The sequence below is a fragment of the Nocardia albiluteola genome, assembly GCF_018860155.1.
Lineage (GTDB): Bacteria > Actinomycetota > Actinomycetes > Mycobacteriales > Mycobacteriaceae > Nocardia > Nocardia albiluteola.
The window spans coordinates 1,041,468-1,061,764 of sequence record NZ_JAHKNI010000001.1; the positions used below are offsets into that span (position 1 = coordinate 1,041,468).

Annotated in this window: 24 protein-coding genes; 7 read left to right on the plus strand and 17 right to left on the minus strand. The window is 68.7% G+C overall.

The genetic code is table 11. The features are described 5' to 3' along the window. Positions 1-176: 176 nt before the first annotated feature. The 6 genes from KO481_RS43845 to KO481_RS04775 all read right to left on the minus strand — a co-directional run bounded on the left by KO481_RS43845 (position 177) and on the right by KO481_RS04775 (position 4,479). Positions 177-788 (minus strand): pentapeptide repeat-containing protein, encoded by a 612-nt coding sequence (locus KO481_RS43845; protein ID WP_308166315.1) that lies wholly within the window; start codon positions 786-788, stop codon positions 177-179. A 557-nt stretch (positions 789-1,345) separates the two neighbouring features. After that, entirely contained in the window at positions 1,346-1,816 is a 471-nt protein-coding gene (locus KO481_RS04755) for a recombinase family protein (protein WP_215915630.1), read from the minus strand. Positions 1,817-2,114: 298 nt separating this feature from the next. Continuing rightward, entirely contained in the window at positions 2,115-2,579 is a 465-nt protein-coding gene (locus KO481_RS04760) for a hypothetical protein (RefSeq protein WP_215915631.1), read from the minus strand. A gap of 170 nt (positions 2,580-2,749) precedes the next feature. Beyond that, positions 2,750-3,013: a hypothetical protein gene (locus KO481_RS04765; protein WP_215915632.1), complete on the minus strand. Its 264-nt coding sequence runs from the start codon at positions 3,011-3,013 to the stop codon at positions 2,750-2,752. A 188-nt stretch (positions 3,014-3,201) separates the two neighbouring features. Then, positions 3,202-3,351, minus strand: coding sequence for a hypothetical protein (locus tag KO481_RS04770; RefSeq protein ID WP_215915633.1), 150 nt, complete (start codon positions 3,349-3,351; stop codon positions 3,202-3,204). A gap of 147 nt (positions 3,352-3,498) precedes the next feature. After that, positions 3,499-4,479, minus strand: coding sequence for a LysR family transcriptional regulator (locus KO481_RS04775; RefSeq protein WP_215915634.1), 981 nt, complete (start codon positions 4,477-4,479; stop codon positions 3,499-3,501). A gap of 70 nt (positions 4,480-4,549) precedes the next feature. On the opposite strand from KO481_RS04775, the gene dapA reads away from it, so the two are divergent. After that, complete coding sequence (gene dapA, locus KO481_RS04780; RefSeq protein WP_215915635.1) at positions 4,550-5,443, plus strand: 4-hydroxy-tetrahydrodipicolinate synthase; 894 nt, start codon at positions 4,550-4,552, stop codon at positions 5,441-5,443. 34 nt (positions 5,444-5,477) lie between these two features. Here dapA and KO481_RS04785 read toward each other — a convergent pair whose 3' ends face one another. Further along, positions 5,478-5,684, minus strand: a complete 207-nt coding sequence (locus tag KO481_RS04785) for a hypothetical protein (RefSeq protein ID WP_215915964.1) — start codon at positions 5,682-5,684, stop codon at positions 5,478-5,480. A gap of 70 nt (positions 5,685-5,754) precedes the next feature. After that, a complete protein-coding gene (locus KO481_RS04790; protein WP_040828156.1) occupies positions 5,755-5,988 on the minus strand; it encodes a BldC family transcriptional regulator in 234 nt (77 codons plus the stop codon). Positions 5,989-6,224: 236 nt separating this feature from the next. Here KO481_RS04790 and KO481_RS04795 point away from each other — a divergent pair, with 236 nt between their 5' ends. From KO481_RS04795 to KO481_RS04810, 4 genes are all read left to right on the plus strand, one after another. Next, positions 6,225-6,554, plus strand: coding sequence for a DUF4229 domain-containing protein (locus KO481_RS04795; protein ID WP_215915636.1), 330 nt, complete (start codon positions 6,225-6,227; stop codon positions 6,552-6,554). 93 nt (positions 6,555-6,647) lie between these two features. After that, positions 6,648-6,869, plus strand: coding sequence for a helix-turn-helix domain-containing protein (locus tag KO481_RS04800; RefSeq protein WP_215915637.1), 222 nt, complete (start codon positions 6,648-6,650; stop codon positions 6,867-6,869). Continuing rightward, the gene (locus KO481_RS04805) at positions 6,869-7,453 is read left to right on the plus strand and encodes a Clp protease N-terminal domain-containing protein (RefSeq protein ID WP_215915638.1); all 585 of its coding nucleotides are present in this window, start codon (positions 6,869-6,871) and stop codon (positions 7,451-7,453) included. Before KO481_RS04800 ends, KO481_RS04805 begins: the two co-directional genes overlap by 1 nt. A 63-nt stretch (positions 7,454-7,516) precedes the next feature. Then, on the plus strand, positions 7,517-7,906 hold the full coding sequence (locus tag KO481_RS04810) for a phage holin family protein (protein WP_215915639.1): 390 nt from the start codon (positions 7,517-7,519) through the stop codon (positions 7,904-7,906). 5 nt (positions 7,907-7,911) lie between these two features. On the opposite strand, the gene KO481_RS04815 is transcribed toward KO481_RS04810, so the two are convergent. After that, positions 7,912-8,781, minus strand: coding sequence for a 1,4-dihydroxy-2-naphthoate polyprenyltransferase (locus KO481_RS04815; RefSeq protein ID WP_215915640.1), 870 nt, complete (start codon positions 8,779-8,781; stop codon positions 7,912-7,914). A 176-nt stretch (positions 8,782-8,957) separates the two neighbouring features. On the opposite strand from KO481_RS04815, the gene KO481_RS04820 reads away from it, so the two are divergent. Continuing rightward, the gene (locus KO481_RS04820; protein WP_245400265.1) at positions 8,958-12,692 is read left to right on the plus strand and encodes an AfsR/SARP family transcriptional regulator; all 3,735 of its coding nucleotides are present in this window, start codon (positions 8,958-8,960) and stop codon (positions 12,690-12,692) included. 110 nt (positions 12,693-12,802) lie between these two features. Here the strand turns inward: KO481_RS04820 and KO481_RS04825 are convergent, their stop codons facing one another. The 8 genes from KO481_RS04825 to KO481_RS04860 form a co-directional block, all read right to left on the minus strand. Beyond that, positions 12,803-13,645, minus strand: a complete 843-nt coding sequence (locus tag KO481_RS04825) for an ABC transporter permease (protein WP_215915641.1) — start codon at positions 13,643-13,645, stop codon at positions 12,803-12,805. Then, complete coding sequence (locus KO481_RS04830) at positions 13,642-14,655, minus strand: ATP-binding cassette domain-containing protein (protein WP_215915642.1); 1,014 nt, start codon at positions 14,653-14,655, stop codon at positions 13,642-13,644. Before KO481_RS04830 ends, KO481_RS04825 begins: the two co-directional genes overlap by 4 nt. A gap of 69 nt (positions 14,656-14,724) precedes the next feature. Next, positions 14,725-15,855, minus strand: coding sequence for an o-succinylbenzoate--CoA ligase (gene menE / locus KO481_RS04835; protein ID WP_245400485.1), 1,131 nt, complete (start codon positions 15,853-15,855; stop codon positions 14,725-14,727). A gap of 184 nt (positions 15,856-16,039) precedes the next feature. Next, a complete protein-coding gene (locus KO481_RS04840) occupies positions 16,040-16,333 on the minus strand; it encodes a DUF3349 domain-containing protein (protein ID WP_308166355.1) in 294 nt (97 codons plus the stop codon). Between the two features lie 91 nt (positions 16,334-16,424). Continuing rightward, a complete protein-coding gene (locus KO481_RS04845) occupies positions 16,425-16,691 on the minus strand; it encodes a hypothetical protein (protein ID WP_215915645.1) in 267 nt (88 codons plus the stop codon). Beyond that, positions 16,691-17,950, minus strand: coding sequence for an inorganic phosphate transporter (locus KO481_RS04850; protein WP_215915646.1), 1,260 nt, complete (start codon positions 17,948-17,950; stop codon positions 16,691-16,693). The genes KO481_RS04845 and KO481_RS04850 overlap by 1 nt, the downstream gene beginning before the upstream one ends. Before the next feature lie 99 nt (positions 17,951-18,049). Continuing rightward, positions 18,050-18,433 carry a VOC family protein gene (locus KO481_RS04855; protein ID WP_215915966.1) on the minus strand — a complete coding sequence of 128 codons (384 nt, stop codon included), beginning with the start codon at positions 18,431-18,433 and terminating at the stop codon, positions 18,050-18,052. A gap of 87 nt (positions 18,434-18,520) precedes the next feature. After that, positions 18,521-19,423 carry a 1,4-dihydroxy-2-naphthoyl-CoA synthase gene (locus KO481_RS04860; RefSeq protein WP_215915647.1) on the minus strand — a complete coding sequence of 301 codons (903 nt, stop codon included), beginning with the start codon at positions 19,421-19,423 and terminating at the stop codon, positions 18,521-18,523. A 166-nt stretch (positions 19,424-19,589) separates the two neighbouring features. Here KO481_RS04860 and KO481_RS04865 point away from each other — a divergent pair, with 166 nt between their 5' ends. Next, positions 19,590-20,246 (plus strand): PaaI family thioesterase, encoded by a 657-nt coding sequence (locus tag KO481_RS04865; protein WP_215915648.1) that lies wholly within the window; start codon positions 19,590-19,592, stop codon positions 20,244-20,246. Positions 20,247-20,297: the final 51 nt, after the last annotated feature.

The following is a 20,297-nucleotide window of genomic DNA, read 5'->3' on the forward strand; positions in this document are numbered from 1 at the left end:
CACCGCTGCTGACCAGTCACTACGAGAACTTCGTTGGATTTTCGGCGATTACTACCGGGACCCCAACAGCTTTCGACACGATTGATCGACACTGCACGGGTCGACCGAGCGGGAGTTCATCGTGATCGTGTTGGGCGTCGTGAAACCGATCAATTCTCAACACCTCGCACAACGCATCAGCGTGGTAGAGGAGGAGGCGTGAAACCCTTCGGCCATCGCGTGTGTAGCTCGTACCGCATACCAGTCAGGTTCGCGCCGTACAGGTTCGCGTCGGTCAGGTCCGCGTAGGTCACGCTCGCGTCGGTCAGGTTCGCGCCCTCCAGGTCCGCGCCGGCCAGGTTCATGCGGCCCAGGCCCGCGCCGCGGAGGCAGGTTTGGCCGAGGTCTGGTTTGTCTGCTGGCTGTTCCCGGGAGGCGTCTCGTCGGCCGATCACAGTCATCGCGGTCTGGATGTCGACAGGAGCCACGCCAGGTTCTGGTGGTGTGGGGCAGTTGGTTGCGGGGGCCTGGGTGCGTACGAATGCCGAGAGGACCGAGTACACGGTTACGTGGTCTGCTGGGGAGTCTTTGGCCAGGCGTTCGAACAGGTAGATACCAGAGATCCGGACATCGATCTTGTCCGAGGAGAGTTGTTCGGCGGCCAAGCGGAATCGGTCGGTGATCGCGGTCTGCTGGGACATGCCGAGCTGGATGTTGTTGGCGTGCAGCGATTGCCCGGTGAACCACAGGGCCCCGGTGGCCGCCGAGGCCGCCAGCAGTGTGCCGGCCGCGCTTGCCAAGGCGGTCACCCTCGCCCACCCCGAAGTCGCCGTCGAAGCAGGCGTGTCTGCGGCCTCGGACGGCGGATCCTGCTGTGCCACCGTAGGTTCTGGTGGTGGGGCTGGTTCCGGAGGGGCCGCAGGAGCTTGAGGTGCGGGTCGGTGCAGTGATCGGCCCCTGCCCGCGACCAGCCGCTGTCGCCGCAGGTGCGGTCTTCCCCCAGTTGCCATTCGAACCCACCCTTCCAACAGGTTGTACCGCTGTCGGTGTCGATGATGCGCTTCGTCCGTGCGGCCGCAAAGTACGAGCCGAACTCGTCAGTGTTCCAAGGCATCCTGAACCGGCCGCAGCCCGGAACGAGACCAGATTCCGAGACCAGCCCACAGGCGACTTCGGAGCGAAGGCAATTGCACCCCCATGCTGTCTCGAATCCATGGTTCCACGAGGGCGATATCGAAGGCCAGTTGTTCCGGACCCCCGACGAGGTCCGCGAGGCCCTCGACCTGGACGGGCACCAACCGGTAGTGCTGTGCGACGCCCGCGACCGCGGCTCGTGCAAGACGGGGTCCCGGACTGGTGAGGTCGCCTATTTGACATCGTCGATGGTGAGCCGGACGACGCGGGTGAGCGGTTGGGCGTAGAGCAGCACGATCGCGGCCGCCGCGCGTGAGCGTAATGGCTGGTCGGAGGCTGTCAGAATTCGCCCGAGCAGTTCGATTCGCTCTTCCGGGGGCATGGGTGGTCTTCGCTTCACCGCCGGTGCCGATAGGCGGAAATGCCGCGTGAGCTGGCTGTCCATCACCTTGCGGTCCTGCAGCGTCCTGGACAGCTCGATCAGGTGCTCGAGGGACCGGCCGAGCCGATCGAGTTTGGTCACCACTAGTTGGTCTGTGGGTCGGTTGGCCACCAGCAGCGCCTTGCTCAGCTCGGGCCGCGAGGCGAGCTTGCCGGATGCCTTGTCGATGAAGATCTGCTCGCATCCGGCTGCGGCGAGAGCGTCGAGTTGGGCTTCGGGGTGTTGGTCGCGGGTAGAGACGCGTCCGTAGCCGATTCGCATGGCGCGGAGTGTATTGCGAACCCCCGACAGGTTGACGTTGGCGCGTACACGGCAACCTTTACAGATCTGGCCTGCGGAAACCTACTGCAGCTGAGGGTGTCTCGCGAACGAACTTGAGCCCAAGAACGTATCTGGACAGCAACAACCGGACAACCCGGTCCCGAACCGAAAGCGTCCCTGACCATTGCGGCTTCCACCGCATGTCAGGGGCACTCTCCCTGTCCCCGTCCGGTCTCGAACTCACCCTGGGCTCCCTCCGGACCGGCGGCTGCTGATCTGCCGTGACCTTCCGAATCGGTCAGCCGCAGTGCGATGGGCCACCACCAGCGGAGCCGCCGTTATTGGCGCCTCCGAATGAGCCGTACCAGTAGATGCAAGTGTGCGGGGCGTACCAGTAGACAGGGCCTGCAAGGTACGAGTACAAGCCCGCGTCGATGTCCATATTGTTGCTCACACCGTGGAACGGAAACCCAGGGAGGCCGTGATCGAGACCCCCGGTACCCACCGTTGCCACCAGCGCTGTCGGCGTCCCGATCTGTGCCGTCTTCCATGTGACAACGCAATCGGTGGAACCGTTGTACATCAACCAGACGGTCGCATTCGCTTCGATGTTCCCGTGGTCGATCGCGTAATACCCTGCGCCGCAAGCTGCTTCAGGCGAAGAGGCTGCCGCCGCGGGCCCGGCCGCCGCTACCGACGCACCAAAGAAGACAGCCGCCGCGAACCCCACGGCCAGTCGTGCCCGCAGCTTCAGAATTTTCATAGGTACTCCCTTGTTCCGCAACACATCCGCCGAGACCTTGTCGCGCGGAGTATGACACTCGATTACTACCGGGACCCCAAGACGGTGCTGATGACCCTGGTGGAGCACCTGATTCAGCAGGCCTCCGTCGGCGTGGGCTGAGCCGCGGGCCGCGGGAGGAACCCGAGGGGTTACAGCGTGGACGACAGGCCCGAGAGCAGGTCCGAGAACAGACACGGGTCCGAGGACCCGCTGTCGGGCAGGCAGACGGGGTTGCTGCCGACGATCAGCCGGGGCGCCGACGGGCGGGCATGCGGCGAATCGTCCGTAGGGGCTGGGGCATTGACCGGCGGTACGGACCGCAGGGGAATACCCGCGGTGGCGGTACTGGTACCGAGGGTCACCACGGCCGCTGCCGCCAGCAGGGAGTAGACCGCGAATCGCTTGATAGGCAAGGGTTTTCCTTCGATCGGAAGTAGTTCATCGCTCAGGCTATGGCCCCCGCACCGGCGCCACGAGACCGGGAAATTCGGGGCGGGATGCAATAGGGGCCTTCACCGACGATCCGATCAGGGGGTGCCGCGGACCCCCGACCCGCTGTCCGCCCATGGAATTCAGGGCAATACGCCGAGACCATCTACTTCTAGCTCGCCCGGAGTTTCTGCCAGGCGCCTACTGCGGCGGTGAGGAACATCCCGGCCGCGACCACGGCGTAGGGGCTGGCGTGACACCAGCCCACGAGCGCGACGACGGTCACGAGCAACAGCAGCAGCGGCAGAAGGTCCTCCCACAAGCGCCGGCGTCGACGCCGGCGCGTCGATGTCTCAGGACGTTCCACGATGGCGATCTCGAAGGTGAGCTGTTCCGGACCGATGACCGGTTGGATTTTCGGCGATTACTACCGGAACCCCTTCTCCTGAAGGGTCTCGATCATTGACGCCTATCTCGCGGGCGGATCTGTCGCGCTCGGTTGTTCGGCTGCGGCGGCATGTAATGCGGCGCGGGCGGCAGCGACGATCGGATGATCGCCGTGCCCGCGGCGATAGGCCAGGTGGGTGCGGCGGCGGGCGGACAGGGGGACGAGGCGGACCGGGTCCGGGACCGACAGTGCGCCCAATTCCGGTACCAGCGCCACGCCCTGACCGGCGGCGACGAGCGCCAATACGGTGCCGAAGTCGTCGGCGTGGTGGCGGATGTGCGGCGTGAATCCCGCTGCCTGGCAGGCGCGCACGGTCATGCTGTGGCACAAAGTGCCCGGGGTTCCGGCGATCCAGGTCGAATCGCGGTGTGCGGTCAGGGGTTCGGTGTCCCGGGGATGGTGAGGCGGCGGGGTGGGTGGGCACTGGGGATGGTGAGCCGGCGGAGCTTGCGGAGGCGGCGGGGTGGGTGAGCTCAGCGTTGCCAGGTAGACCGTTTCGGTGAGGAATTCCTCAGTGTCCAGGCCGGATTCGGGCTCGCGCGGTACGTAGTCGTATTCCTGTACCAGCGCGATGTCGAGGGCGTGGGCGCGCAGCGCGTCGGGAGCGTTCGCCGGATCGAGTTCGGTGACGAACAGTTCCAGCCGGGGATGGTCGCGGCTCAGGCGCACCAGCGCGGGGGACAGTACGGCGTGAACCGCGGTGGGGAAGGCCCCAATTCGCAGCGTGCCGGTGAGATCGGCACTGGCGGTGGCGAGTTCGGCCGCGGCCTGTTCGAGCACCGCCAGAATCGTGTCGGCATGCTCGGTCAGCCGCAGGGCCGCCGGGGTGAGCCCGACGCTGCGCCCGGTCCGCTCGAGCAACGGCACCCCGGCCTCGCGCTCGAGCGAGGCCAGCTGCTGCGAGACGGCCGAGGGGGTATAGGACAGGGCATCGGCGACCGCCGCGATGGTCCCGCGCCGGGCCAGTTCGCGCAGCAGCCGCAGTCGTCGCACATCGAGCATCAGATCAGCTTATGCTTCTCGGAATAAACGTGAAATAGACGTAATGTATTCGAGCCCGCACTCTAGGAACATGACACTCCAGGGCCTCTACGTTCCGCTGATCACCCCCTTTACCCGATCCGGCGAACTCGCCGCCGACGACCTGGAGGGCCTGGCCCACCGGGTCCTGGATCGGGGGGCTGCGGGGATAGTCGCCCTCGGAACGACGGGGGAGCCCGCGACGCTGACCGGGCCGGAGCGCGGGCGGGTACTGGAAATCTGCGCGGCCGTCTGCCGCGAGCGTGGGGCGGCGCTGATCGCCGGGACGGGCTCGAATTCGACCGCCGACTCCCAGCGGGCGCTGGCCGCCCTCGATGCCGGGGTCGTCGCTGCCGCGCTGGTGGTGGTCCCGTACTACACCCGCCCCTCGGAGGACGGCGTGGTCGAACACTTTCGCCGGCTCGCGGCGGTATCGCCGGTCCCGGTGCTGGTCTACAACGTTCCGCAGCGCACCGGACGCCCGCTGAGCGCCGAGACACTGTGCCGACTGGCGGAACTGCCGAACGTGGCCGGATTCAAACACGCGGTGGGCGGGATAGACGAGGCCACGATCGCTTTCCTGGCCCGGGTCCCGGCCGATGTCGCGGTGCTGTCCGGCGACGATCTCTACGCGGCGCCGCTGCTCGCACTCGGCGCCGCCGGTGCGATTCTGGCCTGCGCGAATGTGGCGCCCGGGGCGTATGCCGAGCTGATCGAGGCCTGGCGCGGGGGTGCGATCGCGCGTGCTCGCGAACTTGGCAACCGACTGGCGCCCCTGGCCGCGGCGCTGTTCGCCGAGTCCAATCCCGTTGTGATCAAAGCAATTTTGGCCTCGCAGGGCCTGATTTCGAGCGCGGCTGTACGCCTGCCTCTACTGCCTGCCAGCGATACCGCGACAGAATCCGCGCTGGCGGCGTGGGACGGAATATCCCCAGCAAATCGTTGAAGTGGACGGTCTGCGGCCGGCACCGCAGGCCGGATCATTCACCGGCGCCGGGATCGCCGTCACGATGCTGGTGGCGCGAGATGCGCCAGAGAAATTCCGGATCGTCGTCGGGGCCTTTGATGGGCCTGCGTTGCGATGCCGTACGACCGGCGCCGATCTTGTTCGGCCGCTGCGGCCCGAACGCCTTCCAGCACAGCATCGCAACGGCCACCACCGCGATGAGTGCCAACAGGTACGTCACGTCGCTCACCTCCTGTCTTCGAGGGTAATCCGTGTACGTACCTGCGGCACCGCCTACGCGGAAATAGGGACTACACCCGAGTTGCCTCGGTGGTCAGCGACCGGAGAAGCTGCATCACCTCGGTCTCACGGAAACGCCGGTGGCCGCCTGGGGTACGCAATGAGCCCAGTCGCCCGGCGTGTGCCCAGCGGGTGACTGTTTTGGGATCTACGTGAAACAACGCCGCTACTTGGCCGGGGGTCAGGAGGGCCTCCTGGCCGTTGACGGAACCAAACGTGCGGCTCGCCGCGGTGATCGCAGTCATTCGCAAACCTTTCCGTAATCGACAGTCCCTCATCAGATAGCGACATCGTTGCACCGGACCCCCCACGTACTCGAATGATCTAACAATGGTAAAGGGGAAGTAATAGACAAATCGGATAAGCGTACGGCTTCGTGACGTGCCCGAAACCGCCCGCTGGCGAATATTCAGCGATCTTCGGGGGGTGGTGACGGGCGGCGGGTCGAGTCCGCCCGGGCGCGTCGCTTAGGCTGGTAGGCGTGAGTGAGGCATCCCGACCGGACGACGTTCCCGCTGCCGGGGCCACCGGCTCGGCGGGCCGGCGGCTGGCGCGCAACCTGATCCTGTACACCGTTGCCCGGCTGGCGCTGGTCGCGGTGATCGCCGCTGTCATCGTGGTGGTCGCGCATTTGCTGAATGTGCAGATCCCGGTGGTCGTGGCCCTGCTGTTCGCACTGATCGTCGCGTTGCCGCTGTCTCTGGTGCTGTTCAAGCGTCTGCGGTCCCGGGTGAATCGGGACATTGCCGCGGTGGACGAGAAGCGTCGCACCAACAAGGCGCAGCTGCGCGCGCGGATGCGCGGCGAGTAGCCGCCGAGATCAATTTTCGCCCGCGGTGAACCCGTGCGGCCGTGATGTCAATTTTTGTTGACGACCCGTCGATGTCAACGTAAATTGACATGCATGAGTGAAGCAACGACCCTGGCGGCCGCCGCCGGCAGTCCCGACCCCACGGTCGGCCTGCGCGCGGTGCTGGCACTGCGGCGGTTGCTCGAGCGTCTCGAGGCGATCCAGGTGGCCAATGCCCGCACGCAGGGCTGGTCCTGGCAGGCGATCGCCGATGCGCTCGAGGTCAGCCGGCAGGCGGTCCACCAGAAGTACAACCGGAGAGGCGGGATCCGCTGATGTTCGAGAGATTTGCCAAGGCGCCGCGTTACGCGATCGTGGTCGCGCAGGAGGAGGCCCGCGAATTGCGTTCGCCGGAAATAGATGTCGAGCACGTGCTGCTCGGTCTCGCCGCGAGTCCGGACGAGGACGTGCGGAAGATACTGCAGGACAACGGAATTACTGTGGCAGGTATTCGGGAATCGTTGTCGACCGGTCGGTCCGGGCAGCCGCTGGGTGACGACGATGCCGCGGCGCTGCGATCCATCGGCATCGATCTGGACGCCGTGCGGGAGAGCCTGGAGGCCACGTTCGGCGCCGACGCCCTGGACCGGGCCGTGGCGCCGGAGAAGCCGCGCGGGCGGTTCGGATTCGGCGGCGGCATGAAATCCGGCCACATCCCGTTCACCAGGGATGCCAAGAAGACCCTGGAATTATCACTGCGCGAGGCGATTTCGCGCGGTGACGATCGCATCGAGGCCGCGCACGTGCTGCTCGGCGTGCTGCGCGCGGTCAACCCGCGGACCCGGGAGCTGCTCGGCGGCGACGCGGGCATCGAGACACTGCGCCGATCGGCGCACGATCTGCTGGATCGCGCCGCCTGAATTCGGCGCGAACGGCGCACGTTATGTCCGGTGCCGGGGCGTGGTGACGGTTAACATGACGCCATGGCCTTCCTCCTACGCCTGATCATCAACGCCGTCGCGATCTGGCTCGCCTCGCACTGGGTGCACCACATCGAGCTGATCAGCCCTGCCGACAAGGGCAACACCGGGAAGATCATCGTGGTGCTCGTCGTCGCGCTGATCTTCGGCCTGGTGAACGCGCTGGTCAAGCCGCTGGTCAAGATGCTGTCGCTGCCGCTGGTGGTGCTGACCCTGGGGCTGTTCCTGCTGGTCATCAACGCCCTGATGCTGTGGCTGACCGCCGTGATCACCGAGACCACCTCCTATGGTCTGCGGGTCCACGGCTTCGGCGCCGCGGTGCTCGGCGCCATCATCATCACCGTCGTCAACTGGGTACTGGGCATCTTCGTGCCCGAGGGCGGCCGGAAGTAGCCGGCTCAGAACAGGGTCAGGGCCAGGCCGGTCAGCAGCGACCAGAGCAGCATCGCCAGGCCCGTATCGCGCAGCGACGGAATCAATCCCGGACCCTGCTGCCCGCCGCGCACCGGCGTGTTCGAGCGCGCGGCGAGCGGGATGGCCAGCAGGGCGAGCAGCGTCCACGGGGTGCGAGCGGCCAGGGCCAGCGTGGCCACGAACGGCACCACCATCAGCACCAGATGCAGTGTGCGGGTACGGGCGTCGCCGAGGCGGACGGCCAGCGTGGTCTTGCCGGTCACCGAATCGGTGGGGATATCGCGCAGATTGTTGGTCACCAGCACCGCGCTGGAGAACGCGCCGACCGCCACCGCGCCGGCCAGGCCGACCCAGTCGATCCGCCGCGCCTGCACGAATTCGGTGCCGAGCACCGCGATCAGCCCGAAGAAGACGAAGACCGCGACCTCACCGAAACCGCTGTAGCCGTACGGCTTACTACCGCCGGTGTAGAACCAGGCCCCGGCCAGGCACAGGACGCCGACCAGCAGCAGCCACCACGCGGTCGTGATCGCCAGCACCAGGCCGAAGACGGCGCCGAGGCCCAGGCAGGCGAATGCCGCGGCGCGCACGGCCTTCGGCGAGGCCAGCCCGGACCCGACCAGTCGCAGCGGGCCGACCCGCTCGTCGTCGGTGCCGCGGATGCCGTCGGAGTAGTCGTTCGCGTAGTTGACCCCGATGATCAGGGCCAGCGAGACCAGCAGCGACAACAGCGCTTTCCACCACACGGCGGCGCCGAGCGAGGCGGCTGCGCCGGTGCCGACGAGGATCGGGGCGATGGCATTGGGAAGGGTCCGCGGACGCGCGCCTTCGAGCCACTGTGCTGCACTAGCCATGCTCGAAGCCTAGTGCTGTGCTCCACACTTCGCGTGGCCGGGACGGATCATTATCGGTAGCATTATGTCGATATATCGGAGTATTGTGTGGTGAACGTGACGCGGATCCGTGAGGGGTGGTCCGGGCGCCGCGTGCCCGATAATCAATGGACCGCTCACATACGATGGCGTACGGCATGATTCCTGATCACAGCGGTTCCGCGGGCGCCGGGACGACCGGCAACCGGATGTCGCACGCCCGGTCGGCCGCGGACCAGGAGGCGGCGCCGTCCTCCCGGGTCGCGAGTTCGTTCGCGGGCCCGCCGTCCGGGGCCGAAAATCCCGTCGGTGCAACGGTGTGCGTGTCGCTGCTGGGTGAGATCGCGCTGAGTCGCGACGGCGTCGCGGGGCGTGCGGCGGTGCCCGGCGCTCGGGCCCGGCTGCTGATCGCGGCCCTCGCCACCCATCCTGGCCGCAGCCGCAGCGCCCAGGCGCTCATCGGGGAAGTCTGGGGCGATCAGCCGCCGCGCGTACCGATGAACGCCCTGCACACCCAGGTCTCGCGGTTGCGTTCGGCGCTGCCGGAGGGCGCGCTCGAGGCCGGTCCGGCCGGGTATCGCCTGATCCTGGCCGAAGAGCAGATCGACCTGACGCTGGCCCGCCGCCTCGAACGCCGGGCCCGCGAGCTGCACGCCGCCGGCGACGACCGGGCCTGCCTGGACCTGGTGGACCGCGCCCGATCGCTGTGGCGCGGCGAGCCCGCCGCCGATCTGCCGCCCGGCCCGGTCGCCGAGGAACTGGCCGACCTGGCCGCGACCCGCTGGGCCGCACTGGATGAACTGGAGCTGGCCTCCCGCGAGGCGTCCGGCGATCTGGACGGCGCGGTGCGGATGGCGCGCCGTATCGCCGCGGCGCGGCCGCTGGACGAGCCTGCGCACGGCCTGCTGATGCGGCTGCTCGCGGCCTCCGGGCGCGGCAACGAGGCGCTGGAGATCTTCGCGGCCATGCGGGCACGGTTGGCCGATGAACTCGGCGCGGACCCCGGGCCGGCGCTGATCGAGCTCAACGCCGCGATCCTGCGCGGCGAGCCGATGACCGCGCCGCGACCCCCGGGGACCGCGCATCGGGCGGCGTCCGAGCCCCCGCGGCCGGGATTCCCGCACGCTGGACTGTCGAATGCCGGATCTCGACAGGCTGGGGCGTCGAGTCCCGGTCCTGTGCAAGGAGGGGCCGAGAATCCCGAGGCCCAGCAGGGTGGATCGTCGAACACCGGTTCCGCCCAGGGCGGGTCCATGAGTGCTGAGACCTGGCAGACCTGGGCCCCGAATACCGGTGCCACGCAGGGTAGCTCCGCCGATGCCGAGATGTGGCAAACGGGCGCTCCCTGGCACGGCGGGACCACGAGCTCCGCAGCGCCATCCCCGAATACCCTGTCCACCAACGTTTCTGCGCCAGCGGCGATCGGCCTGCGGGCCGCACCCAATCCGCTACTGGGTCGCGATGCTGACCTGGGCGCGCTGCTGGATCTGCTGCACGCCTCCCGGGTGACGACCGTGCTGGGGCCGGGCGGCACCGGAAAGACCAGGGTGGCAAACGAATTGGGGCTGCGGGCGGCGGCCGGGGCGGCGGTGGCGCTGATCGAGCTGGCGTCGGTGCGCGCCGCGCCCGAGGATGCCCGCGTCGAGGTGGAGGCCGCCATCAGCGCCGCGCTGGGCGTCGCCGAGGTCGTCCGCGACGCCACCGGTCTGCGGTCGCGCAAGATCGACGGGCGCCAGCGCCTGCGTGATGCCGTGGCCGCGCGCCCCATGCTGCTGATCCTGGACAACTGCGAGCACCTCATCGACGGCGTCGCCGAGGTGGTCGCCGATCTCATCGGAGCCTGCGACCGGCTGACGGTGCTCACGACCAGCCGCGCGCCGCTCGAGATCACCGCGGAGACGGTATATCCGTTGCCGCCGTTGGCGATCGACGCGCACGGCTCGCCTGCCACCGAACTGTTCGAATCGCGGGCCCGCGCGGTGCGGCCGTCGGTGCGCCTGGACCCGGTGGTGGTGGCCCGGCTGTGCCGCACCCTGGACGGGCTGCCGCTGGCGATCGAACTGGCCGCGGCGCGGGCGCGCACCATGAGCGTGGAGGAGATCGACGCGCGCCTCGAGCATCGATTCACGTTGTTGCGCAGTGGGGATCGCACGTCGCCGCAGCGCCACCGCACCCTGCACGCGGTGATCGAGTGGAGCTGGAATCTGCTCGGCGAGCCGCAGCGCATCGCGCTGCGGCGGCTGTGCCGCTTCCCGGCCGGTTTCACCTTCGCCGCCGCGCAGATCGTGGCCGACGGCCCCGAGGTCGGCGACATTGCCGCCGCCGTGGACGGATTGGTGAGCCAGTCGCTGCTGTCGGTGCTCGAGGACGAGCTCGGCGGCACCCGCTACCGAATGCTGGAAACGGTGCGGGAATTCGGCGAGGAGCAGCTCGCCGCCGCCGGTGAGGCGGAGCTGGTGATGGACCGGATGGCCCGGTGGGCCAGGGATTTCGCGGTTGACGCGTATTGCCGGTACACGGCGCGGGAACAGGTCGGGGTCGTGTTTTCGGTGGCCACCGAGCTGGACAACCTGCTCGCGGTGCTGCGGCAGGCCTGCGACACCGACGACGCCGAGACCGTCTACACGGTCTTCCCGCTGCCCGCGGTGCTGTGGGCCATCCGCGGGGCGCACGCGGAGCTGATCGGCTGGCTGCCCAGGGTTTCCGCGGTGCCGCCGCCGCCCGCGCGCGCCGCCGAGCCCTTCGACAATCTGCAGCTGGGTGCGCATGCGATGCTGGGCTTGCATCTGATGTTCGCCAACGCCGGCATGCGTGAGATCGCCACGCTTCGGATCCGGCTTCGGCGGCTGCTGCGCACGTCGACGGCGCTGTCGCGGGGATCGCGCTTCGTCGGCGAGTTGATGTGCGCCGAGCCGACCCCGGCGCGGGTGACGCGCAAGCTCGCCGAGGGCGTCCGATCCGACGACCACGACATCCGGTGGACCGCACTGCTTTTGCGCGCCAACATCCGCGAGAACGGTGGCGACGTGCGCGGTTCGATGCGAGATGCGCAGTCCGCCATGCGCGAACTGGATCCCGGCGATGTCTGGGGTACCGCGATGCTGTTCCAGCACATGGCTCAGCTGACCTCGCAGATCGCGCACTATCGCGAGGCGGCGGCGCACTACCGGCGGGCGGTGGATGCCCTGCAGCAGCTGCGCTCCTTCGACGAGATTTCCGAATTCGCCGCGTACATGGCCGTTTCGCTGATCGGGGCGGGCGATCTGGAGCAGGCCCGGTGGGAACTCGAGATGGCTGCGGGATACATCGATGGCGATGCGGGACCGGACGATCCGGTGCTGCGCCCGAACCACCGACGGGCCGCGGTGCAGGTCGGCTGGTCCGAATTGGCTCTGGCGCAGGGGGAGATCGAGGCCGGACTGCGGCGCGCGCGCCAGGTGCTCGAGCTGTATGCGTGGCCGGTCCGGGCGCAGTTCGCCGGTCCGGGCATGGTCATGGTCGCCGCCGGGGTGCTGGATTCGCATGTGCTGTACGGCGGCCTGGATGCGGTGCCGTCGCTGCCGCAGGAACTCGTCGATATCACCCGCGACCAGCTCGCTCAGTACATCGACCTGCCGCAGATCGGTTCGGTCGCGCTGGCCCTCGGCTCGTATCTGCTTGCCACCGACCGCTTTCCGGACCTCGCCCGGGAGCTGATCGCGCTCGCGCCCAAGACGACCGCCCGGCAGGACAGTCCGTCGATGCGGATCGAGCGGCATCTGGCGCATCACGGCGCGGTGGTCGCGGACGATCTGATGGCCGAGCCGCGTCGACGTGCGGCGAAGATCGGGCGTCGCGCAGCCGGAAGGCGAATCATGGCTCTCCTGGAGCAGATTTCGGGGCAGGTCCAATAGGTCGCACGGCGTCCCGCTGTGACGACGAGGCAACCGGGAGTGAACGGCAGAGCCCGCCGGACCGGTTGTCCGACGGGCTCTGTCTGCGGAAATCACAGTGCGGGAGCGAGTTACGCCCGGCGCATGTAGGCCCGGATCGCCAGCGGCGCGAAGATCGCGATCACGACGGCCGAACCGATCAGGCACCACGCGATATTGCTGGTGTAGACGTTGCCGTTCATCAGCTCGCGGCACGAATTCACCATGTAGTAAACGGGATTGGCCTTGTCGATTGCCTGCATCCAACCCGGCATCGTCTTCACCAGGGCGAACGCGCCGGACATGAACGTCAGCGGGAACATGATCATCATCGAGATGCCCTGCACCGACGCGGCGCTCTTGCCGGTGACGCCGACCAGCGCCCAGATCCAGCTGATCGCGAACGAGCAGAACACCACGATCAGGCCCGCGGCGACCACGCCCACGACACCGCCGCCCGGCCGGTAGCCCAGGATCAGGCCCACGACGACGGTCAGCGTCGTGGCGATGCCGTAGCGGACCATGTCGGCGAGCAGCGCACCCGCCAGGGCCGAAACACGGGCGATGGGAAGGGATTTGAAGCGGTCGAACACGCCCTTGTCCATGTCCTCGCGCAGCTGGGTGCCGGTGACGACCGAGGTCAGCACGACGGTCTGCACCAGGATGCCGGGAATCAGCACGGGCAGGTAGTTGTGCACGCTGCCGCCGATCGCGCCGCCGAAGATGTAGGCGAACAGCGCGGTGAACAGCACCGGCTGGATCGTCACGTCGAACAGCTGCTCGGGATTGTGCTTGATCTTCAGAATCCCGCGGTAGGCCATGGTGAGCGAATTCGCCACGGCCTGGCGGAGTCCGATGTGATTGCTCACCTCGGGGATCGCGGCCTTGGCCGCGTGCCGCCCGCTGGTCGCGGGCGCGGTGATGGTGGTGGTCATGCCGCACTCTCCTGAGAGTCGGTGGGGGAATCGGATTCGGCGCCATGCCCGGTGAGCGCGAAGAACACCTCGTCCAGGCTGGGCTTGCTGACATTGATCTCATCGATCCGGATGTCGCTGTCGCGCAACCGGATCAGCAGATCGGTGGTGAGGCTCGGATCGTCCAGCGGCACGGTGACCCGGCCCGCCTCCGGAGTGATGGTCGCCTCGACCAGGCGGCCGGCCGCGCGGGAGAGGAATTCGCCGATCAGGGTGCGGGCCTGCTCGAGGCGGTCGCGATCGGCGACGGTGAGCTGCAGGGCGGACAGGCCCACCGAGGACTTCAGCTCGTCGGAGGTGCCGTCGGCGATGACCCTGCCGTGGTCGATGACCGCGATCCGGTCGGCCAGCTGATCGGCCTCGTCAAGGTACTGCGTGGTCAGCAGCACCGTCGCGCCCTCGCGGACCAGGCGGCGGATCGTCTCCCACATCTGGGCGCGGGTGCGCGGGTCCAGGCCGGTGGTGGGCTCGTCCAGGAACAGCAGCGGCGGCGTGGCGATCAGGCTGGCGGCCAGGTCGAGGCGCCGGCGCATGCCGCCGGAGAAGTTCTCCAGCGCCTTGTTCGCGGCCTCGGTCAGCCCGAACTCCTCGAGCAGTTCGCCGGCCTTGCGCCGGGACTCGGCCCGGCTCAGGCCCAGCAGGCGCGAGAAGATCACGAGATTCTCGGTGGCGGTGAGCTTTTCGTCGACCGACGCGTACTGTCCGGTGACCCCGATGAGGGATCGCACGGCGGTGGGCTCGGCGACCACGTCGTGGCCGAAGATCCGGGCGCTGCCGCCGTCCGGGCGCAGCAGGGTGGCGAGCATGCGGATGGTGGTGGTCTTACCGGCTCCGTTGGGGCCCAGCACGCCGTAGACGGCGCCCCGCGGCACCGCCAGGCTCACGCCGTCGACGGCCCGCTGCTCCCCGAAGACCTTGACCAGCCCGTCCGCCTCGATCGCGAGGGCATCGGCGGGTGTGTAAGAAGTCATGCCGCTACTGTGCGGCGCCCGTCTTGCACGCGCCTTGCGCCGTCGTTGCGTCGCGGCGCAAGACCGGCGTCAGGGGGTGGCGGTGAGGAAGTACTCGCGCAGGGCGGTGCGGTTGGGCTTGCCGGGGCCGCGGAGCGGTATCTCCTCGACGAGGGCCAGTTCGCGCGGTGCCGCGGTGGAATCGAGCTCCGTGGTGACGTAGGCGCGTAGCTCGTCCAGGGTCGGTGTCGCGCCGGCGACCGGGACGACGGCGGCCACGACGCGCTGGCCCAGGCGCTCGTCGGGCAGGCCCAGTACGGCGCACTCCTGCACCGCCGGGTGCTCGATCAGCACGGCCTCCACGACCTGCGGGAGCACCAGCAGCCCGCCGGTGGTGATGGCCTCGTCGAGGCGGCCGGTGATCCTGAGCACGCCGTCCTCGAACACACCGGCGTCGTCGGTGCGGAACCAGCCCGGCTCGGCGAAGGCCGGATGATCGGGCAGGCCGCGATAGCCGCGGGCGAGCATGGCGCCGCCGAGCAGGACCCGGCCGTCCTCGATGCGCACGGTGGTCCCGGTCAGCGGCACCCCGTCGTAGACCGAGCCGCCGCAGGTCTCGCTCATGCCGTAGGTGCGCACGACGGTGATTCCGGCCGCGCGGGCCCGCTCGAGCACCGGCAGGGGGGTGGCGGCGCCGCCGACCAGCACCGCGTCCAGTGACGCCAGGGCCTCGGCGCAGGCCGGGTCGTCCAGCGATTTGATCAGCTGGGTCGGGACCAGCGAGGTGTACCGCCGCGGGCCGGTCATACCGGTGATCGCGCTGGTCAGGCCGCTGGTCAGGAAGCCGTCCGAGACGTCGAGCACGGCCGGTTCGGTGCCGGCGAGGATGCCGCGCATGAGCACCTGCAGACCCGCGATGTGATAGGTCGGCAGCGCCAGCAGCCACTGGCCGGGGCCACCCAGGCGCTCGTGAGTGGCCTCGCCGCTGGCGCGCAACGCGGCCGCGGTGAGCATGGCGCCCTTGGGCACGCCGGTGGTGCCGGAGGTGGTGACGACCAGGACGATGTCGTCGTCGATCGGTTCGCCCGGGCGCAGGGCGCTGGAGAGCCGGTGCGATTCGCGGCGGTCGCCGCCGGGTACCGGCAGCCAGGCCGGACCGCTGCCCTCGAGGGCGCCGCGCAGGTGCGGCAGCACATCGCCCACCGATGCGCCGGTCGGCATGGGGAGGGTGCGCAGAGTGGTCACGACTCCACCTCGCCGACGCTCGGATCCGTCGTGCGCGAAGCGCGCTGTACCAGCGGTTCGCTCAGCTTCGCTCCACTCACAGTTCGCGATCGTGTCATGTCCGCGCCGACGACCCGCGAACGGGTCCCCGCGCCTCCTTCGGTCAACTCGGGGGTCGGGGTCAATCGGACGTCGGTGTCGCCAGTGGCCAGCCACCAGCCGTGAGCCGGGAGGTCACTCGAGCGATATCGTCCTCGCCCGGCAGCTCTTTGGCAACTCGGCTGATCGCCTCCTCGATCTCGTGGCGGGCGATCTCGTCGTCACCCGTACGCTCGCGTACCAGCTCGTCGACGACAATGCGCACCTCGTAGTCGGTGAGCCGGCGGTGCAGCACCGCCAGCAGCGCGACGTAGTCCGATTGCGGCACGCCCTGCGGGTAGCCCGCCCGGAGCCAGCCGAGCACTGTGCGCAGTATCGACTGCGACGCCGCGGAGTCGGCGGGCGCCGGTTGTCGCCGGGGTGGCGGCGGTTGTGTCACGGGTCGTCCTTTCGGCGGCGCGGGCTGGTCAGAACAGGTGGATGCCGAGACGGGTGGCGAGAAAATCCTTGGCGACGTACAGCACTCCGGCCACGACCACGGCCAGCACGATGGCGTAGCACAGTGCGGCGATCGCGAGTGCGGTGCGCCGCCGGGTGAGCGATAGCGTCCCGGCGCGTCCGGCGGACTGGTAGCGGACGCCGACGGCGAAGGTCAGGGGCAGCCCGGCGCCGAAGACGAGGGCGGCCAGCGTGACCCGCCACAGCTGCTGCAAATCCATGATCACGGTGTGCATCAGGCCCTCTCCGCCGATTTCGGATCGCGCACCGCAGGGTCGTCCACCGGTTCGATGATGAATGGAGATTTCGCACCCGTGGTGGTGTGTCCCGAGCCGTCCGCAGCCACGGTGCCGCGCGGCTCGTCCCACGCGTCGTTGACATTGCTCGCGCTCACCGGCGTCCGGCGCGAGCGCAGATACATGTACCCCGACAGCGCGATCAGCACGGCCAACACCACGAGCACTCCCGGCAGCCCGCCGATCGCGTGTGCGAGCGCCCAGCAACCCGCACCGGCGAGTCCGGCCAGCGGCAGGGTGACCAGCCATGCCACGGCCATCCGGCCCAGCACGCTCCAGCGCACCTCGGCGCCCGGACGGCCCAGGCCGGTGCCCAGGATCGCGCCGGTCACCGTCTGCGTCGTCGAGAGCGGCAGGCCGAAGTGGGCGGAGGTGAGGATGATTGCGGCACTGGTGGATTCGGCGGCCAGGCCCTGCGGCGGGGTGATGTCGACCAGGCCCTTGCCCAGGGTGCGGATGATGCGCCAGCCGCCGAGCGCGGTGCCGGTCGCCATGGCCAGCGCACAGGCCACGATCACCCACAGCGGGATCTCCTGGCCCGGCTTGCTGGTGCCGTGGGCGATCAGGGCCAGGAAGATGATGCCCATCGTCTTCTGCGCGTCGTTGGTGCCGTGCGCGAGCGAGACCAGCGAGGCCGAGCCGATCTGGCCCCAGCGGAATCCGCGGTCGACCACGCGTTGCTCGCTGCCGCGGGTGATGCGATACACCAGCCAGGTGCCGATCGCCGCGACCAGCGCGGCCACCACGGGCGCCAGCACGGCCGGCACCACGATCTTGGTCAGCACGCCCTGCTTGCCGGCGGTCCAGATCACCCCGTTCCAGCCCAGGGCGGCGATGGTGGCGCCGATGAGGCCGCCGAACAGCGCGTGCGAGGAACTCGATGGCAACCCGAGCAGCCAGGTCAGTAGATTCCACAGGATGCCGCCGACCAGGCCGGCGAACACGATGGCCAGCAGTTCGCTGCCGCTCACGCTGTTGAGCCGGACAATCCCCTCGGCCACGGTCGCGGCCACCTGGACGCTCAGGAACGCACCGAGCAGATTCAGCACGCCCGACAGTGCGACGGCGGTGCGGGGTCCGAGGGCGCCGGTGGCGATGGAGGTGGCCATCGCGTTGGCGGTGTCGTGAAAACCGTTGGTGAAGTCGAAGACCAGTGCGGTGACGATAACGATGAGCAGAACGGCTAGTTCGGCGGTCACACCCTCAGTGTGCGTTATGGACCCGTAAAACAGACCGGTAGGTCGCCGCATGGCGCGAGTGCGCCGAGTGGTAAGGCGCGTCGTGCCCCGGGGCGACGCTCAGCGGAGATCGCGCCGGATCGGATGGTCCGCGGGAACCTCGACCAGCACGATCGGCACCCCGTCGGGATCGCGCAGCCACATCTCGATCAGCCCCCAGGGCTCGCGCACCGGCGGCCGATCGATCGGGATGCCGCGCGAGGTCAGCTCGGCCGCGGCGGCCGCGGCATCGCGTACCTGCAGCCACAGCGCGCCGGAGAATCCCGCGGGGGCATCGTCTCCGCGGCCGTGCCCGGCGACCTCGAGCAGTGCCTGCCCGGCGAAGAACACGGTGCCGCCCGGATATTCGCGGGCGATCGCCAACCCCAGCCCGTCGCGATAGAACGCCAGCGTGCGCTCGTAGTCCACGGGGCGCAGCAGGGTTCGGGCGCTCAGGATCTCCACCCGGCACAGGGTAGTCGCCACGCTTCCCTCACTTCGGCGCGCTCATGGCCGGAACCCGCGCCGCCGGTTCCGGCCACCAGCACCGCGTCAGAAGTACCAGGGGTACGGGCTCCAGTCCGGCGCGCGCTTCTCCAGGAACGCGTCGCGGCCCTCGACGGCCTCGTCGGTCATGTACGCCAGGCGCGTGGCCTCCCCGGCGAACAGCTGCTGGCCGACCAGGCCGTCGTCGGTCAGGTTGAACGCGTACTTCAGCATGCGTTGCGCCTGCGGCGATTTGCCGAGGATGTCGGCGGTCCACTCCAGCGCCTCGTCCTCGAGCCGGTCGTGGTCGACGACGGCGTTCACCGCACCCATCGCGTGCATCTGCTCGGCGGTGTAGGGGCGGCCGAGGAAGAAGATCTCGCGGGCGAACTTCTGCCCGACCATCTTGGCCAGGTAGGCGCTGCCGTAGCCGGCATCGAAGCTGCCCACATCGGCGTCGGTCTGCTTGAAGCGCGCGTGCTCGCGGCTGGCGAGGGTGAGATCGCACACCACGTGCAGGCTGTGCCCGCCGCCCGCGGCCCAGCCGTTGACCAGCGCGATGACCACCTTGGGCATGAACCGGATCAGCCGCTGCACCTCGAGGATGTGCAGCCGCCCCGCGCGGGCCTTGTCGACGGTCTCGGCGGTCTCCCCGGACGCGTACTGGTAGCCGCTGCGCCCGCGAATGCGCTGATCGCCACCCGAGCAGAACGCCCACCCGCCGTCCTTGGGGCTCGGCCCGTTGCCGGTGAGCAGGACCGCGCCGACATCGGAGGTCATCCGCGCGTGGTCGAGGGCGCGATACAGCTCGTCGACGGTGTGCGGGCGGAACGCGTTGCGCACCTCGGGCCGGTCGAACGCCACCCGCACGGTGCCCTGCTCGAGGTGCCGGTGATAGGTGATGTCGGTCAGGTCCTCGAAACCCGCCACGGGCTCCCACAGTTTCGGATTGAACGTCACCCGAGCCATCTTCCCCGTCCTTCATTCCCACCCGTGTGCGGGTGCGTGGTACCACGCGAATGCCACCTTCGCCCAACGGATCCGGTGCAGCGTGATATTCGCGTGATGTGTCGGTGACGCCCGGCTACCGGCCGGTTGGGTTTGACGGCGTAAGAACCCGAGTTAACGTGCAGGGATGAGCGAGAGTGCGGAGCCCGTCATCGATCGGAGTGCGATCGACGAGGATCGATACGACAAGCATGGCGGATTTCCCAAGGCCGAGGATGCCGTGCCCGGTCCGGAATTCGCGCCGTTCGTCGAGGCCATGCGCACCCTGCAGGACCTGACGGTGTCGGTGGACTGCCCCGACGAGGTGTTCGGGTGGGCGCTGGCGCAGGCCCGGGGACTGATCGAGCTGCTCGAGCCGTACCGGGCGCCGGAGATGCAGGGCCCCGCGGGACGGGTGCCGACGCTGCCGGGCCGCGGCAGCCTGCTGATGCCGCCGTGGCGAACCGTGACCGCGGGGCCGACCGGTGTGACGATGCGTGGCGAATTCCGCCGCTATCACCTCGGCGGCAACGGGGCGGTGCACGGCGGGGTGCTGCCGCTGCTGTTCGACGATCTGTTCGGCTCGCTGGTGCACTACTCCGGCCGGCCGATCAGCCGCACCGCGTTTCTGCACGTCAACTACCGTCGGATCACTCCGCTGCACACTCCGCTTGTGGTCGACGGCACCGTTGATCGCGTCGAGGGACGCAAGACTTTCGTAAGTGCAAGGCTGCGTGACGAATCCGAAACACTGCTCGCCGAATGTGAAGGGCTTATGGTGCAATTACTGCCTTGGCAGCCCTAGTTGTGCCAGCGACGTGTGCCGGTATCGTCCGGTGCGTATAGTTGCGTCCGC